19 protein-coding genes and 1 pseudogene are annotated in these 17065 nt (G+C 66.5%); 11 read left to right on the forward strand and 9 right to left on the reverse strand.

Annotated features, from left to right (window positions below; genetic code table 11):
- Complete coding sequence (locus CJ179_RS31780; protein ID WP_095864090.1) at nt 1-882, reverse strand: fumarylacetoacetate hydrolase family protein; 882 nt, start codon at nt 880-882, stop codon at nt 1-3.
- Nucleotides 883-906: 24 nt separating this feature from the next.
- Nucleotides 907-2508, reverse strand: a complete 1602-nt coding sequence (locus CJ179_RS31785; RefSeq protein ID WP_095864091.1) for a bifunctional 3-(3-hydroxy-phenyl)propionate/3-hydroxycinnamic acid hydroxylase — start codon at nt 2506-2508, stop codon at nt 907-909.
- A 210-nt stretch (nt 2509-2718) separates the two neighbouring features.
- Here CJ179_RS31785 and CJ179_RS31790 point away from each other — a divergent pair, with 210 nt between their 5' ends.
- From CJ179_RS31790 to CJ179_RS31800, 3 genes are all read left to right on the forward strand, one after another.
- Nucleotides 2719-3423, forward strand: coding sequence for a FadR/GntR family transcriptional regulator (locus tag CJ179_RS31790; protein WP_095864092.1), 705 nt, complete (start codon nt 2719-2721; stop codon nt 3421-3423).
- A 129-nt stretch (nt 3424-3552) separates the two neighbouring features.
- Nucleotides 3553-3918 (forward strand): MmcQ/YjbR family DNA-binding protein, encoded by a 366-nt coding sequence (locus tag CJ179_RS31795; protein ID WP_072943505.1) that lies wholly within the window; start codon nt 3553-3555, stop codon nt 3916-3918.
- Between the two features lie 161 nt (nt 3919-4079).
- The gene (locus CJ179_RS31800; protein ID WP_257015886.1) at nt 4080-5483 is read left to right on the forward strand and encodes a CHASE3 domain-containing protein; all 1404 of its coding nucleotides are present in this window, start codon (nt 4080-4082) and stop codon (nt 5481-5483) included.
- A gap of 8 nt (nt 5484-5491) precedes the next feature.
- On the opposite strand, the gene CJ179_RS31805 is transcribed toward CJ179_RS31800, so the two are convergent.
- Nucleotides 5492-5941 (reverse strand): DUF5990 family protein, encoded by a 450-nt coding sequence (locus CJ179_RS31805; RefSeq protein ID WP_095864094.1) that lies wholly within the window; start codon nt 5939-5941, stop codon nt 5492-5494.
- A 219-nt stretch (nt 5942-6160) separates the two neighbouring features.
- On the opposite strand from CJ179_RS31805, the gene CJ179_RS31810 reads away from it, so the two are divergent.
- On the forward strand, nt 6161-6604 hold the full coding sequence (locus tag CJ179_RS31810) for a DoxX family protein (protein WP_095864095.1): 444 nt from the start codon (nt 6161-6163) through the stop codon (nt 6602-6604).
- 81 nt (nt 6605-6685) lie between these two features.
- Complete coding sequence (locus CJ179_RS31815) at nt 6686-7153, forward strand: HAD family hydrolase (RefSeq protein ID WP_257015887.1); 468 nt, start codon at nt 6686-6688, stop codon at nt 7151-7153.
- A gap of 111 nt (nt 7154-7264) precedes the next feature.
- On the opposite strand, the gene CJ179_RS31825 is transcribed toward CJ179_RS31815, so the two are convergent.
- The gene (locus CJ179_RS31825) at nt 7265-8407 is read right to left on the reverse strand and encodes an RNA-guided endonuclease TnpB family protein (protein WP_095864096.1); all 1143 of its coding nucleotides are present in this window, start codon (nt 8405-8407) and stop codon (nt 7265-7267) included.
- A gap of 424 nt (nt 8408-8831) precedes the next feature.
- Between CJ179_RS31825 and CJ179_RS31835 the strand changes: the two genes are divergently transcribed.
- Nucleotides 8832-9245 (forward strand): hypothetical protein, encoded by a 414-nt coding sequence (locus CJ179_RS31835; RefSeq protein WP_072943434.1) that lies wholly within the window; start codon nt 8832-8834, stop codon nt 9243-9245.
- Nucleotides 9246-9264: 19 nt separating this feature from the next.
- Here the strand turns inward: CJ179_RS31835 and CJ179_RS31840 are convergent, their stop codons facing one another.
- Both CJ179_RS31840 and CJ179_RS31845 read right to left on the reverse strand, forming a co-directional pair.
- On the reverse strand, nt 9265-10254 hold the full coding sequence (locus CJ179_RS31840; RefSeq protein WP_072943436.1) for a glutamate ABC transporter substrate-binding protein: 990 nt from the start codon (nt 10252-10254) through the stop codon (nt 9265-9267).
- Complete coding sequence (locus CJ179_RS31845; RefSeq protein ID WP_072943437.1) at nt 10254-11618, reverse strand: hypothetical protein; 1365 nt, start codon at nt 11616-11618, stop codon at nt 10254-10256. Before CJ179_RS31845 ends, CJ179_RS31840 begins: the two co-directional genes overlap by 1 nt.
- Nucleotides 11619-11755: 137 nt before the next feature.
- Here CJ179_RS31845 and CJ179_RS31850 point away from each other — a divergent pair, with 137 nt between their 5' ends.
- Nucleotides 11756-12859: a substrate-binding domain-containing protein gene (locus CJ179_RS31850; protein ID WP_257015888.1), complete on the forward strand. Its 1104-nt coding sequence runs from the start codon at nt 11756-11758 to the stop codon at nt 12857-12859.
- A gap of 13 nt (nt 12860-12872) precedes the next feature.
- Here CJ179_RS31850 and CJ179_RS31855 read toward each other — a convergent pair whose 3' ends face one another.
- Nucleotides 12873-13292, reverse strand: a complete 420-nt coding sequence (locus tag CJ179_RS31855; protein ID WP_095864097.1) for a nuclear transport factor 2 family protein — start codon at nt 13290-13292, stop codon at nt 12873-12875.
- Nucleotides 13293-13421: 129 nt separating this feature from the next.
- Here CJ179_RS31855 and CJ179_RS31860 point away from each other — a divergent pair, with 129 nt between their 5' ends.
- Nucleotides 13422-14051, forward strand: a complete 630-nt coding sequence (locus CJ179_RS31860; protein WP_072943512.1) for a bifunctional 2-polyprenyl-6-hydroxyphenol methylase/3-demethylubiquinol 3-O-methyltransferase UbiG — start codon at nt 13422-13424, stop codon at nt 14049-14051.
- Here the strand turns inward: CJ179_RS31860 and CJ179_RS31865 are convergent.
- Nucleotides 14002-14751: a TioE family transcriptional regulator gene (locus tag CJ179_RS31865; RefSeq protein ID WP_095864098.1), complete on the reverse strand. Its 750-nt coding sequence runs from the start codon at nt 14749-14751 to the stop codon at nt 14002-14004. The genes CJ179_RS31860 and CJ179_RS31865 overlap by 50 nt on opposite strands.
- 77 nt (nt 14752-14828) lie before the next feature.
- Here CJ179_RS31865 and CJ179_RS31870 point away from each other — a divergent pair, with 77 nt between their 5' ends.
- Nucleotides 14829-15305, forward strand: coding sequence for a DUF6194 family protein (locus tag CJ179_RS31870; RefSeq protein WP_095864099.1), 477 nt, complete (start codon nt 14829-14831; stop codon nt 15303-15305).
- Here CJ179_RS31870 and CJ179_RS31875 read toward each other — a convergent pair.
- The gene (locus tag CJ179_RS31875) at nt 15296-15580 is read right to left on the reverse strand and encodes a hypothetical protein (protein ID WP_257015889.1); all 285 of its coding nucleotides are present in this window, start codon (nt 15578-15580) and stop codon (nt 15296-15298) included. The two genes, CJ179_RS31870 and CJ179_RS31875, sit on opposite strands and share 10 nt — an antisense overlap.
- Before the next feature lie 311 nt (nt 15581-15891).
- Between CJ179_RS31875 and CJ179_RS31880 the strand changes: the two genes are divergently transcribed.
- On the forward strand, nt 15892-16701 hold the full coding sequence (locus CJ179_RS31880) for an alpha/beta fold hydrolase (protein WP_095864101.1): 810 nt from the start codon (nt 15892-15894) through the stop codon (nt 16699-16701).
- Nucleotides 16698-16900, forward strand: a pseudogene (locus CJ179_RS31885) (hypothetical protein); the annotation flags it as partial. The gene CJ179_RS31880 and the pseudogene CJ179_RS31885, both read left to right, overlap by 4 nt.
- Nucleotides 16901-17065 lie beyond the last annotated feature (165 nt).

Raw genomic sequence — 17065 nt, forward strand, 5'->3', positions numbered from 1 at the left:
TTACTGCGCGTCGGGTTCGGCGACGAATCTCTGGTGCAGTTCGCCGATGCCGTCGATCCAGCTGTGGAGTGTGTCGCCGGGCTGCAGGAACCGTTGCGGGTTGCGGCCGACACCGACACCGGCGGGGGTGCCGGTGAAGATCACGTCACCGGGGTAGAGGGTGACGGTGTGGGAGAGGGTGGCGATGAGCGTGGAGACGGGGAAGATGAGGTCGCGGGTGCGGCCTTTCTGCACTTGTTCGCCGTCGATGGTGCAGCCGAGTTCGAGGTCGTCGGGGTCGGCGAACTCGTCGGGGGTGACCAGCCACGGTCCTTGCGGGGAGAACCCGGCGTAGGATTTTCCGAGACCGAATTGCGGTGCGGGGCCACGGGTCTGGGTGATGCGTTCGGAGATGTCCTGTCCGGCGGTGAGTCCGGCGATGTGGGACCAGGCGTCGGCGTCGTCGATGTTGCCGGCTTCGCGGCCGATGACGGCGACGAGTTCGACCTCCCAGTCGACGTTGCCGCCGGTGGGTATCACGACGTCGGTGTCGGGGCCGGTGAAGCTGGACGCGTATTTGGTGAAGACCGGTGGCAGGTGGGTGGGGGATTCGAAGCCGGATTCGGCGGCGTGGGCGTGGTAGTTCAGGCCGACGGCGAACACCTGCCGGGGAGCCGGTGAGGGTGCGCGGAGGTGGGACCGGTCGATCGGGACGCTGTCGTCGGCCAGAGCCGAGAGGTCCTGGACTGCGGCCCATTCGGTGACGTCGTCCCAGGCCTCGTAGAGAGCCTGCAGGTTCGGGCCGAACCGGCCGCGGGAGGCGTGGGCGATGTCGACGGCCCGCTCGGAACCCTCCTCTCCGAGGACGAGGGCGGCACGGTGGTCGATATTGGCGATACGCATGAAAGTGGTTCTCCTGGAGTGAGTTCACACGGTGGTAGTTGCGGGGTGGGGGCTGGTGGGGGATGGGTCGAGGGCTCGCAGTCGGTCGCGGTATTCGCTGAGCAGATCCGTCAGTTGGGTGTTGTCGGTGACGGCGCCGAAGATGTAGTGATCCGGCCGGACGAGCACTGCGCTGATGTTCTGTCCGTGGAACCACCGAGTCCATTGACCGGTCGCGTCGAGCAGATCCGGTGCTCCGGTCTCCGCGACGGTCTTCAGCCGTACGCCGGTGCTGTCGAGCAGTCGCTGCAGTGTCGGATCCGCGTGCGCGACATCGGGTTTACCGCGTACCAGCAGGACCGAACCGAAGCCGGTGACCTCGTCGAGGAGGTCGCTGTGGGCGCCGATCCGCACCGGAAACTGTGGTGCAAGGGTCCCGCGCAGCCCGCCGCCGTCAGTGTCCTGCGCGGTGACGCCGTCTCCGAGGACGGGAAGGGCTGTGACCGGCAAAACCTTCGCGGGGTCGGCGTCACCGCCGATCATGCGGGTATCGCGTTCGGTGGCCTTCTCCTCGTCGAGGACGCAGATGACCCGCCCGAGTTCGACCGACATCGTGACCGCATGCTGCAGGTGCGCGCTGCGTTCGGACGAGTACGAATCGAGCAATGCGAGGTCGGATTCGCCGCGCAGGACGCGATCGAGCTTCCACGAGAGATTGGCTGCGTCGCGGATACCCGAGCACATGCCTTGCCCGGCGAAGGGAGGCATCTGGTGCGCGGCGTCACCGGCGATCGCGAGCCTGCCGGCGTTCCACCGGTCCGCCCACCGCGCGGCGAACGTGTAGACGGCGTGCCGCTCGAGTTCACTGTTCTCCGGCGTCCGGTCCCACGCCCGGAGCAATTCCCATGCCTTCTCCGGCGTGTTCAGTTCTTCTCTCGTCTCGCCGGGCAGTCGCATGAACTCCCACCGACGACGCCCCGGTCCGCCCGACACGACCGTGGTCGGCCGGGCGGGATCGCACAGTTGCCAGTTCTGTGGTGCCCACTCGCGGTCGTCGAGCGGAATGGTGTCGACGATCAGCCAGTCGAAGAAGAAGCCCTCGTCGTGCATGGCCGCACCCATGCGCTCACGGACGAAGCTGTTCGCGCCGTCGCAGCCGACGACGAACCGTGCTCGCACCTGCCGCTGTTTGACGACGGTGCTGGTGAATGTCACTGCGACGTCGTCTGCGCCCTCGTCGATACCGACCACTTCGGCGCCGCGCAGCAGAGTGACGTTCGGCATCGTCGCCACCGCCTCGGCCAGTACCTTCTCGAGCTGCGGCTGGGAGAAGAAGCTCGCTGTCGGCCAGCCGTTCGGACCGGTGCCGGACCAGTCGATCCGCACCAGCGCCTCGCCCGCCGCATTGCGCCATTCGTAGTAGTCGGGCACCGCCTCGGAGATCGACTCGACCTCATCGGTCAGGTCCATCGATTGGAAGACACGGCCGATCTCGTCGTCGAAATGGACTGCCCTCGGGAGCGGGTACGGCTCCGGCCAGCGTTCGACGATCACCACGTCGTGGCCGCGCAGGCCGAGCATCCGACCCAGCGTCAGTCCTACGGGCCCGGCGCCGACGACCACGACATCGTGCGTGTTGTCCTGCATGTTCGTTGCTCTTCCTCGGGTGCGAGTGCAATAGGACCCCAATTGAGCCCTATTGAGCATGTTGAATAGCTACAGCATGCTGTGACCCGCGCCGCATGTCAAGAGACTCGACCCAATCAATCCGTATCAAGCATGCTAAATAAGGTAGAATCGGCGTTGGCCCGACTCCCAGCGGTGAAGCGGCGATGGGCACGACGAAACGAGGACACGATGACCGATCTCGCGCAGCGGATGATGGACGCATCGCTGAGCCGGACCGAGCAAGCTGCATTGGCTATCGGTCAACTCGCGGAGCAGGCGCCGCACGGGGCGCGCCTCGGGACGAAAAAGGAACTCCAGGAACAATGCGGCGTCGCTAAAGGCACCTTCAACGAAGCTCTGCGCATTCTGCAGTCACGTGGGGTGATCACAGTCCGATCGGGACCCGGTGGGGGGCTGTTTGCCGCTTCACCCACCCCCATCGCGCGTCTCGGGAACTCCATCCTCTCCCTCGACGCCGCGGAAGGAGATGTCGCCGATGCGGTACGCATCCGTGACGCGCTGGACCCGCTGCTCATCGAGGACGCACTCGATCACAGTTCGGCCGTCGACATCACTCGTATGCGCACCGCTCTCGACGTCATGCGGCAGTCCGCCGACGCCGGCGACGCGACGGAATTCGTCCGAGCCAACTGGGAACTGCACGCCGCGATCGCTCGCGTGAGTCCCAACGCGATCCTGAAGTCGATCTACCTGAGCCTGCTCGATCTGATCGAATCCCACACCGTCTCCGTCGAACCGGTCGGCGACAGACCTCTGCCGGGATACATCGCCGAACGACAGCAGTTGCACGTCGACCTCGTCGACGCCCTGGACCGCCGTGACCGGGACGCTGCCCTTCGACTCATCCATGCGCACAACACAACACAAACCTGAGGCCGGACGCGCACACACGGCCTGAAACCCGATACGGAGGCGCCCCGGATGCCGAGCATTTAGGGTGGTGCGGTGGGAATCAGTAGCCGGGCGGCACGGGTCGAAGACGTGCACGAATTGGCTCTCGGCATGCCGCACGTCACCGTCATCCACGGCCCCGGCGACAATCCCGTCTACCAGATCGGGGGCAAGTCGTTCGTGTTCTTCCGCAATCCGCGACCCGATGCGACGGACCCCGACACCGGGGAACGTTATGACGACGTGATCGTGTTCTGGGTGCCGTCCGAAGCCGACAAGCAGGCGCTTGTCCGCGACCACGCGACACCGTTCTTCACCACCTCACACTTCGACGGCCACCTGTCGGTGCTCTTGCGGGGGAGCCGCATCGGCGAGTTGTCCCGGCAAGAATTGGTGGAGCTCGTTCAGGATGCGTGGCTCTCGCGCGCGTCGGCGCGCAGGGCAGCGACCTGGCTCGGCGCGCACCCTCCCGCGTGACCCACGATCCGGTGGCGATCGGACTCGGCAATCGGTTCCGCCGCGCAGGTCGGGCGCAATAGTGTGGAAACCGGCGGGGTCGGGACGTCCATGCACCCGATCCCGTGTTCGGAACGGGTGAGAGGCTGACCATGTCGGGTCGGACTGCGAATGCCAGACGGATGTCGTTGCGGACATTGCTGTGGCTGGCGATCGGGATCCTCGTGGCCCTGTTCGCCGTTTCTGCCGCGTTTTCCGTGTACGGGAGACTGGTGGTTCGTGCGTCCGAGACCCTGCTCTCCGAGCGCCTCCTGCCCGCACAGCATGCCGTGTCGGATCTGACGACCGCCTATGTGGACCAGGAGACCGGGCAGCGTGGCTATGTTCTGACCGGTGATCCGAGTTTCCTCGAACCGTACGACGCAGGCAGGGACGCCGCGGCCGCGTCCCTGTCGGATCTGACCGCGCTCCTTGCCGGCGACGCGGAGGCTTCGGCAACGCTGGACGAGGTCGTCGAGGCGGCGAACACCTGGACCACTCAGGCCAGCGAGCCGGAGATCCTCGCTCGTCGCAACAACGAGATAGCGGACGAGCAGGTCGTGGCCATGACCGCGACGGGCAAGGAACTGTTCGACGGGCTGCGCTCACAGCTTCAGGACCTCAATGCCCTGACGGATGAACGGGTGACCGAACAGGTCGATCGGGTTCGCTCGGCGCAGGTCTTGGCAAATGTCGCGACCGCCGTCGCGTTCGTTCTCGCCGTCGGCACCGCGATAGCCTCCCTGTATCTGACGCGACGATTGCTGACCCGGCCGATCGAGCGTCTCGTCGCGGACATCAGCGCGGTGGCCGAAGGCGACTACGAGCGGGAGATCGGCACCGACGGGCCGAGGGAAGTGTCGATGATCGGCGGCGCCGTCGACACCATGCGGACCAGTCTGCTCACCCAGAATCGGCTACTCGTGCAGGCGGAACACGAACGAACCCGCCACGACGAACAAACCCGGATGGCGGCCGATCTGCACGACCTGACGATTCAGCGCGTGTTCGGGCTGGGCCTGGCATTGACTTCCCTGGCTCGACGGCATCCCCGTCTTGCCGCGGATCTCGATCCGCTGATCGACGAAACCGACAGCATCGTTCGCGGTTTGAGGGCGGTCATCTTCGACCTCGAGAGTGGTGCGACCGCACCGACGAACGGCACCGCAAGTTTGAGCGCGGCGGTCGGTGAGATCGTCGAGAGCAGTACAGCCGCACTCGGATTCACTCCCGACGTGTGCCTGGACGGGCCGGTCGACCAGTTCTCCGGCCACGACGCCGGTCCGGAACTTCAGGCGGTGCTCCGCGAGGCCCTGAACAACGTTGCCCGGCACGCCCATGCGACATCGTGCCGTGTGATGGTCGCCGCCGCCGACGACCGTCTGGCGCTGAGCGTGACCGACGACGGTACCGGGATGGGCGCGGACGCTGTCCGGGGGCACGGGCTGGCGAACATCTGCAACCGAGCCGCGCAACTCGGTGGTCGTGCCGTCATCCGCGACGGCGCGCCGGGGACCGTGGTCGAGTGGGAAGTGCCCGTGTCCTGATCGCGGGGCTACGCACACCACTCGATCAACGGCGGTCGCACTGCAGCGCACAGGGGATTCCCGCGGGCGTCGGTGAGTCCGAGTCGCGCGGTGATGCGCCCGGCCGACGCCGCCGCGTCCGCGGTGACCTGATCCACCCCGGCCCACATCAACTTCGCCCGTCGGAACATGACGAATCCGCCGTCTCCGTCGACTGTCCCCCACGACAGGTAGACGAACCGTGCACCGGGACGGCCCTGTACGTACGGCCCGGTGATGTCGAGACCCGCCGGCGTCGGGGTCGTCTTGCACTCGAGAACCCAGCGGGCGGTGGCCGCGTCCCCGGGATGCAGGTCGAGCAGATCGCCGGGAGAACCGCGGCGCTGCACGGCCACATGGATGTTGTCGTAGCCGGGGAAATCGGCCCCCGGCGGGCACGACGATCCGGGAAGGTCGGTTGCCTCGATCACGAGTTGCACCAATTCATCCAATCACCTGGGAGAGCCTCCGTGCGGGCGGTCGAAGCGCGGGTGGCGCACCAAGTTCACCCCGCCGCGGTGAGTTTTCCCGGCACCTCCGGTCTGTACTGGTGTGAGGACCCACGAAGCGTGTTGGAGCGGACAATATGCCGCGCTACACCGACGGCGGACATTCCAGGCCGGCGGTGTGCAGCTTCCTGAACAACAAGGAGAAATCTCATGACCTCGACACCTCCCGCCACCGGAGCGTCCGACGCGACATCCGCTCCCACGGACGGAACGACGAAGAAGGCCCGAGTCGCAGGGCTCGTCGTCAGCGCACTCGCGGTGCTGTTTCTCCTGTTCGACTCGCTGATCCACATCGCGAACACCCAGATGGTGCGTGATGCGATGGCCGAACTGGGCTTTGCCGAGAACCTCAACCGTGTGATCGGGGTGGTTCTGCTGGTGTGCCTGATTCTCTACATCGTGCCCGCCACCTCGATCCTGGGAGCCGTGCTGCTCACCGGATACCTCGGTGGAGCGGTCGCTACCAACATGCTCACCGAGCAGCCGATCGTCAGCACCACACTGTTCCCGATCTATGTCGGCATATTCGTGTGGGGTGGGTTGTACCTCCGTGACCCGCTGGTGCGCTCGATCATGCCCGTTCGACGCGTCTGAACCATCCGCGCGGCGACTCGTGACGGCGAGTCGCCGCACTATTGTGGTGCGACGTCGTACGTTCGAGCGAAAGGACGCCTCATGGGTGGTACGCGGTTCCGGTCCCTGTCGACGGGACGCAGTATTCGTGCCGTGTTGTTCGATACGTTCGGCACCGTCGTCGACTGGCGAACCGGTATCGCCTCCGCTGTGGCGGGCTACGCGGAACGCCACCAGCTCGAATTGGACGCAGCCGCGTTCGCCGATCGGTGGCGGGACCGCTACCAGCCGTCCATGGAACCCATCCGGTCCGGTGCTCGCGAGTTCGTGACACTCGATACCCTGCACCGCGAAAACCTCGACGCCGCGCTCCTCGAATCGGGCATCGCCCCCACAGATCACGACTCCGGAGAGCTGGACGAGCTCGCGCGTGCCTGGCACGAACTCACTCCGTGGCCCGACAGCGTGCCCGGTCTCACCGCAATCCGGTCCGGCTACATCATCGGTCCGCTCTCGAACGGCAACACCTCTCTGCTGCTCGACATGGCCAAGAACGCCGGAATCCCGTGAGATATCATCATCGGCTCCGATTTGACGTCCTCTCGGCCGTGTACGACCGAGATTCTCCTCGGGACTCGCGTCCCGAGGTTCCTGTTTCACCGACAGTCGCCTCCCCACACTTTAGGTGCGGGGTGGTCTCACACCGTCTCCGCAGGCTGCCACCGCCAGTCCGACGGCCAAAATGTTCCTCGCCGCGTTCACATCCCGGTCGTGGACGGCGCCGCATCGGCACGTCCACTCCCGCACATTCAGCGGCATCGCCGAGGCGACCTCCCCGCACGCCGAGCAGGTCTTCGACGACGGATGAAACCGGTCGACCGCCACCACCCGCCGCCCGTACCAGTCGGCCTTGTACTCGAGCATCGACCGGAACTCGGACCACCCCGCATCCGAGATCGCCCGAGACAACGACCGATTCTTGACCATGTTCCGCACACTCAGATCCTCGATGGCGATCACTTGATTTTCGCGCACCAAACGAGTGGAAAGTGTGTGCAGATAATCGCGACGCCGATCGGCGATCCGACCATGAATCTTCGCGACCTTCAGTCGGGCCTTGGCCCGGTTCCGGGATCCCTTCTGCTTCTTGGCCAGCGCCCGTTGCGCCTTCGCCAACCGCTCGCGGTCCGTGCGCTCGTGTCGCGGGTTGGCGATCTTCTCCCCCGTCGACAGCGTGTACAGGCTGGTGATCCCGGCATCGAGCCCGACCACCCGATCGGCCGGTTCGAGCTCGGGAATCACGTCTTCGACGAGAATCGAGATGTGGTACTGACCACGAGCATTGCGCGACACCGTCACCTGCGACGGCACGGCCCCCTCCGGCAGCGGCCTCGACCACCGAATATCCAGAGGTTCGGACTGCTTGGCCAACCGGATCTGCCCACCCCGGTAGGTGAAGCAGTTCGAGTAGTAGGTCGCCGACTCCTTCGACCGCCCCTTCTTCTTGAACTTTGGGTAGCGGGACTGCCCGCGCCAGAACCTGTCGAAGGCGCCCTGCAATTGCCGCAGCGATTCCTGCAGCGGCCCCTTCGACGGCTCCGCCAACCACTCCGTCTCGGTGTCCCGCTTCCATCCGGTGAGCATCTTCGAGGTGTCCGCGTAGGTCACCCGACGCTGCTCCTGCAACCAGGCACGCGAGCGCTCGGCCAACGCCCGGTTGTAGACATACCGGGTGCACCCGAACGTCCGAGCAAGCTGTTCCGCCTGCACCGCAGTCGGATAGAAACGAAACTTGAACGCCCGCTTCACCACCCTCCCCGCCATGCCCCAGACACTAACCCCACGGTCCGACAAAACCAGATCGGCTCACCCGGCCCTGAAGAACCGGGTTTGCGCCGAAAGACTCACGGATCAACCGAATTTACAAACCGCATCCCCGGGCCTATCTGCACACCGCACAACTTCTCGGCCTCCACCCGGGCGAAGTCATGCTTGCGGCCGCGCACAACGGCGACCTCGAGGCTGCACAAGCCGCGGGCCTGGCGACAGCGTTCATTCTCCGGCCCCTCGAACACGGACCTCACCAGACCACTGATCTCGCGCCGACGGGCAGCTGGGACATTTCGGCGACAGACATCACCGATCTCGCAGCACAGCTCCGTGCGTGCTGATCCCGACGCGTGTCAGGTAATCCTTGACGCCGACGCCGACACCTGTCAGGCTTGTCCTGACAGAATGGGAGATCGTCATGGAACTCGTCGAACGCGCCGTCAGCGCCGACATCGACGCCGCTGCGCGCGCCGTGATCACGGCTGCGGCAGCCGAAGCGAGCCGTCACGCCGACGAAATCATCGGCACCGGGCCGCTTCCCGGCACGGCCGAATGGGATGCCGAGCAGGGCACGGACATTCCGAACCAGCGCACCCTGGCCTGGCATCTGCTGAGTCTTCGCATCCAACTGGCGGCGGGACTGGACGGCATCGAAACTGTTCTCGGACTGCGCTTTCAGGGTGCGACATGGGCAACGATCGGGAAGGCCGCCGGAATGACCCGTCAGTCGGCGCACGAGCGATGGGGTGCCCGCACGACCGCCCTGCTCGACCCGATGGGGACCGGCCTTCCGCGGACCGTTGCCGACGATGATCCCGAGGTGGCCCGCTAATTGCGGCTACGCGAGGTGATCAGTCCCGGTACTCCGGGGACGGCGGTGCGGGTGCCGGGCCGAGCGGCGACAACCAGCGATCGTAGAGGGCAGTCCAGGTTCCGTCTGTGCGCAGTCGCTCCAAGGTGCCGTTGACGAACCGGACGAGGTCGTCGTTGCCGGGCGCGAGGGCGATGGCGTACCGGGCGGAATCGGAGTCGGGACCGACGATGTCGAGATTCGGATCCTGGGCGACGAGGCCGGCGAGGAGGGCAGCACCCACGACGGCGTCGACCTGCCGTTGCTGGATGGCCATGAGGCAGTCGTCCCAGTCGGGTACGGCAAGGATCGTGGCTTTGGGGGCGATCCGCGACAGCGCCGATATCGAGGCCGGATCGTCGTGCGTGCAGACCCGTCGCCGTGCCAGGTCCGCGGGTTCGGATATCCCGGATCCGTCCCGCACGACGAGCCGACGGGGCGTCTCGAGGTACACCGTGGAGAAGGCCAGATCCGGGGGGCTCTCACAGGGCAGTGCCACTGGGCGCACAATCAGGTCCGCGTCCCGGTGCGCGAGCATGTCGGCGCCGTCGTCGGAACCGAGCGGCCGGAATTCGACCTTGCTGGGGTCGCCGAGTAGGTCGCGGGCGACCTCCCTCGCGAGGTCGACGCCGAAGCCGGTGAGGGTGCCGGTAGTCGGATCGCGGAAGCTGAACAGGTTGGTGTTCTGATCGACGGCGACGACCAGGGTTCCGCGGGCCCGGATCTCGTCGAGAGTGCCGCCGACGCCGGCGATCCCCGGACGGAGGCTCGCCGTTGGTGCGCAGGACGACGGCTCCGCGGCGGGTGGCGGCGATTCGGACGGTTCGATGATCCGGGCGCCGACGGACACGGGAAACTCCGTGAAGTCCCCGGAGAACATCGGGGTGGGTGCATCGGGTGCCCCGCAACCGGCGATCAGCACAGTTTCGAACGCGAGGCTGCCGAGCAGCCGAGTGAGCCCCGGTCGCCGTGCGCGGAAAGGTCGCACCATCAGTGATACTCACTCACTCTGGGCTCGATCCCCGCGATCACGGCGAGTGCCGCGGAAACGGCGAGCACGACGGCACCCACGGCGAGCGCCGCCATCGTCCGGTACGACTCACGCATCGCGTGGAGTTCCTCGGCACGCAGCGCGATGATGGCATCTTCGAGCGATTCGTCGAGGGCCCGGAACTGGGCCGTCGACGCCGTCGATCCCGGGCCGACCGCGACGTCCGCCGCACCCTGGTAGTCGCCGTCCGCAAGCTTGCGCAGCAAATCCCGGTGCGCGCTCCGCCATCCCTCGAACGCAGCGGACGCATCGTCGATCGCCGGCACGTCGACGGCGTCCGGTGATGCGTCCGAGCTCAGAATCGCGGTCAGGGCGTCCGTGTGCCGGGTGTAGTCGCTGCCCGCCGGATCGAACCCCGGCCGGAGCAGTCCGAGCGTCTCGTCGGCGCGTGCCTGCTGCGCGAGGATCCGCGCCTTCGTGACCGCCGCGAGAGGCTCGGCGCCGTCGATCCGCGCGCGTTCGCTCGCCGACGTCGACAACAGCCCCGCGACCACGATCCACACGACGAGCGCAGTGAGCAGGACCGTCGCGCACGCAAGCCCCGGATTGACCCGACGGCGACTTCGATGCGCCACGTACACGTGCGCGACGGCGAGGACGACGACCCCCGCCGACGCAACCACGATGGCGGTGACGGGCAGTCGCGCGGTGTGGGACTGGGTGTCGGCGACCGCGCCGGCCTGATCGTTGTAGAGGCGTTCGGCCAGCGGCAGGATGGTGTCCTGCATCAGGGCTGACGCGGTTCCCAGGTACGCCACCCCGACCGGATTTCCCGCGGAGTCGTTGGACCGTGCGGTCGCTACGAGGTCCGTGTAGACGGCGAGGTGCCGCGACATCTCGGTGAGCAGGCGCAGCGAGTCCACATCACCGGAGGTGACGCCGTACGAAGCGGTGACGAGTGCGTTCGACGCGTCGCCGATCGCCTGGTTGTACCGGTCGCGGACCGCGAGCGGTTCGATGGCGCCCGCGATGAACGACGACGTCGCGGCGGCGTCGGCGATCGAAAGGGAGCTGAAGAGGTTCTGCGCGGAGTCCGCCAGCGGTTCGGTATGGGCGCGAAGGGTTTCCATTCGCTGCTGTCGTGCACCGATCACGGCGGACGTCACGACACCGGCCGTCAGCGCCACCGCGACGAGGACGACAGCGAGGACGGAAAGGCGCCCGGGCGTCGACTCCAGGAATTCGCGCCACGGGCGTCGGCGGATGTCGGGTTCGACGAGCAGGGATTCTTTCAGGAGGTGCTCGTCCGCCGGCGAAGTGTCACGCTCTTCGCTGGATACGGTGCCGCGGTCCTGGTCGAACACCCTCTCCTCCTCATCCCTGCCCTCAGTGTGCGCCGATCGGTGCCGGAAAACACCGAAAGCATCGACGAGCGCGCGTAGCCGTCCTCGCCCGCGGGTATGTCCGAACCAGGCATGATCAGGCTGGAGGTTCTCGACTCATGAAGACAAGCATCGTGAACGCAAGGGTGCGCGCGTTCGGTGTCGCAGCCTCGGTCGCCGCGATGGTGCTCGGGGCGTGCGCGGCCCCGCCGCCCGGCGACGACGGGGCGAAGAAGGTGTATTTTTTTCTGCCGAACACCACGACGACCCGGTTCATGGAGCGAGACGAACCCTTGTTCACCGACTTCCTCGAACTGTTCGCGCCGAAGGCGACCGTGACGGTCCGCAACGCCGAGGGTGATCCCGGCCGGCAGCAGAGTCAGGTCGAGTCGGCGATCGCGGACGGCGCGTCGGTGCTCGTGTTGATCTCCGCGGACGCGAGATTTTCGGGGGGAGCATTGACCGCCGCTGCCGACGCGAATGTTCCGGTGGTGCTCTACGACCACGACGCGGTCGGCGGACCGGCGGAGGTCCAGGTGATCTTCGATCCACTCGAGGTCGGCCGACGACAGGGAAGTCGCGCCGCGGATCTGATCGCCGCGATGCCCGGTGACGGTCTGAAAATCGCCAGGGTGCAGGGCAATCTGGGTGAATACGGAACCCGCCAGTTTCAGCTCGGCCAGAACGAGTATCTGCAGCCCCTCATCGACAGCGGCAAGATCCGCGTGGTCTGCGAGACCACGATCGACGACTGGGACCCGGCCGAAGGTCAAGCGTTCGCGGACGAATGCCTGACCCGGGAGAACAACGACATCGACCTGTTCGTCACCATGAACGACGACCTGGCAGGCGGAATCGTCGCCGCCCTTGCCGGCCGCGGGCTCGCCGGTCGGATTCCCGTCACCGGGGGACAGGACGCCAATCTCGCTGCCCTGCAACTCATCGCACAGGGCTCCCTCGACAACACGATCTTCAAGAACCTGTCCGACCAGGCGAAGGTCGCCGCGCAGCTGACCACGTCGATTCTCCACGGCGACGGCGTGCCCGAGGACATGATCAACGGCACGATCGACAACCAGTACATGGCGGTGCCGACGGTGTTCCTGCCCGTCCAGAACATCACGAAGGACAACCTCCACGTGGTGGTCAACTCCGGCTTCTACACCTGGCAGCAGATCTGCGCACCGGATCCGGCCTCCATAGTGTGCCGGGAGCACGACTGAGCCATACGACTGGTCAGCGGGGCGCGATGACACTCCGGTCGCCGATCTCGGCGCGCACATCGATCTCCCGCCCGGACAGCAACCAGCCCGACGGGCCGCGCCGCCACTCGTCCCGGTATTCGCCGAGGCATTCGTACGTCGCGCCGGCACGGTCGCCGAGGCCGACGTGAAAGGCCCGGAAATAGGACGTCGTGCGTGCCGTGTCGCCGTCGAGGTCGATGCGGATGTTGCCGAGCAGGTGCTGGGTGGCGCCGCAGACGTCGAGGTGGGAGCGGACACGCGCGACCACGTCAGCGGGCCCGGTCCGACCGTAGGCCACGGTGTCCTCGGTGAGGGTCGCGGCGAACCCCGGCCAGTCCTTCGTGTCGAGCAGGGTTGCCACGGTGTGCAGGCGGTCGCTGATCTGGACGCGTTCGGGTAGAGACTCGCTCATGGCTCGATTCTCCCCGGAGACCTTGCCGGGTGGGCCCCGGCGTCCCGTTGACCGAGACCTTTCGCGCGAACCGGGTTCGCTACGGTGGCACTGGCCCGCCGAACGGGCCGGATCGAGGAGGAATCGACAATGAGCGAGCGCACCCCCAGTGGACGCACTCCCAGCAGGTGGGAGGAGATCACCGCGGCCGACCCGGGTCATTCGACGTGGTATGTCGAACGGTTCCGGGCGATGGAGGCGAAGGGCCAGGACATCGTGGGCGAGGCCCGGCTGGTCGATGCGATGCTGGGCCGTGGCGGCCGGGTTCTCGATGCGGGGTGCGGACTGGGCCGGCTCGGTGGTTATCTGCACGATGCAGGTCATGTCGTGGTCGGGGTCGATGTCGATCCGGTGCTGATCGGCGTCGCGGAGGAGGATCACCCCGGCCCGACGTGGCTGGTCGGCGACCTCGCGGAGTTGGATCTGCCCTCCCGCGGCGTCGCGGCCGATTTCGACGTGATCGCGTGTGCGGGCAACGTGATGACCTTCCTGGCGCCGTCGACACGGGAGTCGGTGCTGGCGGGATTCGCCGCTCATCTCGCCCCGACCGGCCGGGTGATCGTCGGGTTCGGCGCCGACCGGGGCTACGAGTTCCCGCAATTCCTCGCGGACGCCGCAGCCAACGGTCTGAGGGTGGATCTGCTGCTCTCGACGTGGGATCTGCGTCCGTTCACCGACGACTCCGATTTTCTGGTGGCGGTGCTGTCGCGCGCGGACTGACACTGTGGGGCGGCAGAAGCCCGGCGAGCGCGGCGGTGGCGTCGACCAAGGCTCTGGAGCGGGTCGTGAGGGTCTCGTCACGGACGGCGAGTGCGGCGCCGACGTCGCCCGATCCGGGTGGGTGCCGCAGTTGTGCCATCACAGCGCAGAGGGGTGCGATGCGGTAACCGGCTTTGCGCAACTGATGCACGATGCGGGCATCGCGGACCTGGGACGGGGAGTATCGGCGCGCTCCCGTGGGTGCGTTCCGATCGGGGATGACGAGTCCCTCTGCGTCCCAGTGTCGCAACGTGGACGAGCGGACACCGAGCGCGGCGGCGAGTTCGGCCACACTCATCCAGTCGGATGCCCGGACGTCCTCGATCGGCTCGGTGGAGATCACCGCGGCGGCCTTCTTCGCCAGCGCGAGTTCGGCGCGTTCGGCGTGGAGCCGGGCGTGCGCGGCGTCGAGGAGAGCAACCGTCGTCGAGGCCGGGCACGTGTGCACGCTGCGCACGATCCTTTTGGCGTCGACCGGACCGGCGGCGACGGTGAGTTCTCGATAGGCCAGCGCGGACTGCAGATGCACCTCGGTGTAGATCCGGTATCCGGTGGCGGTGCGGGTGGCGGGAGGCAGCACACCGTCGCGTTCGAGGTTGCGGATCTGCTGGACGGAGCACCCCGCACGGCGGGCCACGTCCACGGTTCGGAAATTCTGCATGTGGAGACTCGACCCCCTGTTTCTCCTGTAGACGCACTACAGAGTCTCCACATGCACCTCAATGAAACGCTGGAACCATGACGATAGACGACATCATCGACTTCGTGGAAGGACTCGACGACGTCCTCACCCTCAGGCCGGTCCCGGGGGACGGCTCGCCGGAGATCAGCTGGGGCGACACCTTCTTCTACTACTCACCGGATGGGGTCGTACCGACGACGACCCAGCCGTTCGCTACGATCGTCACGAAGAACTATCCGGGTGACGAAGATTCGCGGCTCGACCGTGCGGGCGCATTCCGAGTAAATATCCACGCCGGGAGGGAGCCGTTCATCGTGGCGCTCGGTCACGCACCTCGAGAACAAGGGTCCGCCGACGTCGACGCCGGCGCGCCCGACACGGTCATCGCCCATCCCGTCTACGGCTCCTGGCTGGCCGTCGTGAATCCCGCAACACGCACCAGTCAACTTACCCGCGAGTTACTGCGCACGGCATACGCCGTCGCCCGATCGCGGTACGAGCGAAAAGCGGATGCCGTGCGTCGTCACATCTGATGAATCTGGCTGCTGTTCCACCCGACGAGGAGTTCGTCGAGCGTCATGCCCTGGTCCCTGCGCTCTTGCCGTTGATCGCGTTGCCGATCATGGCGGGGGCCGTCACCGTTGTCGCCGCGGTCGCCGGGAATGGTCGGCGCGGAGACCGTCGTTGCGGGGAGTTCGGTCGCCGCCGCGACGGCGGTGGCCGCCCCGACAGGGATGACCGCGAGTGCGGCGGTGGCAACGACCGTGACGAGCCGGTTCCGCAGCGGGACTCGACGGGGAGCGTTCACTGCGCCCGAACGATTCGACGCGTGCGAAGCCTCGTGGGGAAGTGAGGTGTGCATTTTCAAGTGTCCTGTCCGAATGCGTGGACCCGACGTCCACAGCTACAAGAATGGTGTCCGTGAGGGCCCGAAACGTTACACCCGGTGGTCGACGAATTCCGCCAACGTGGCCCTCCCACAAAGCCGGGCTGAACTCCACACAGGAATGCTTGTGCCATGGAGAAGTTCTCCATGGATTGTCTCCCTCGCGCTGTACTACCGTCGCAGTGACGCAGGCGGACACCGTGCCACCTGGCAGGAGGGCGACGGGAGAAAAGGTGCCATCCATCGAATCCGGCGAAGCTCGAATCGACTACACCGTGCACGGTGACGGCGGCCGGTCCTCGTCGAACGTGATCTTGCTGGCAGGGTTCAAAGCGCCCGCCACCTCGTGGCGCTATCAGATCCCGTCGCTGATCCGGGCCGGCCACCGCGTCGTCGCCGTGGATCTGCCGGGCCACGGGACTGCTCCGGCCATGCCGCACGGAACGACGATGCAGACACGGGCCGACCACGTGCACGCGCTCCTCGACGAACTCGACCTCCGGGATGCGGCGATGATCGGGGGCTCGATGGGCGGGAACACGATCTGGTCGTATGTCGACACGTACGGCACGGGGCGGCTTCGCGCCGCGGTCGTGGTCGACCAGACACCGAGGATGCTCAACACACCGGACTGGGAATACGGGTTCTACGGTTACGACGGGGACGGGGTGGACACGTTCTTCGAGGACGGAATTCCCTCGACCGGCCACGGCACCCCGATCTGGAAGCGCGGGATGCGGCTGGTCCGTTTCATCGCCGCGATGGGCCGCGTCGACTGGAAACTGTCGCAACCGGAACTCGCCTTGTTGAACGACCACGCGAAACGCGATTGGCGTCCGGCAATCCGCTCGAGTGATCTTCCGGTGCTTTTCGTCGCCGGTTCCGAGAGCGAATTCTGGCCGTCGGCACACGCGGAGGCGGCCGCGGCACTGTCGCCGAAGGGGGCGTCGATCGTTGTCCCGCGTGCGGGACACGCAACGAACATGGAGCGACCGGATCCGGTCAACACGGCTGTCGCCGAATTCCTCTCCTCGGCACGCTGAGCCGACTCTACGTCCTCGGAGTTCCGGAGAACGTCGGCTCACCGACGTCGCAATACAGGACCCGGCAATCACAGTCGACACGGTGGGCCCCAAATTCCGCATCACCGCCGATCAGGACATCGTCATCGACCGGCGAGCCACCGGATGCCGTCACGCCGTCTGGTGCAGCTCCGTTGCAGGCCTAGAAGACTCGCGCATCGCTCACGTGCTCGTTTCCGAGTTCCTCGCTTGCGGATGCGCAGTGTGGACGCAGGGCGCTCGCACCACGGGCAACGATCTGACGCTGCTGCACGAGCAGGCGCTGCTCGATATGGCGGCCGGTCACGTCTTCCTCCGGCAACACGGATTCGACGCCGTCGTCGCG

It is taken from the genome of Rhodococcus sp. ACS1, from assembly GCF_002300155.1.
Classification (GTDB): Bacteria; Actinomycetota; Actinomycetes; order Mycobacteriales; family Mycobacteriaceae; genus Rhodococcus_F; species Rhodococcus_F koreensis.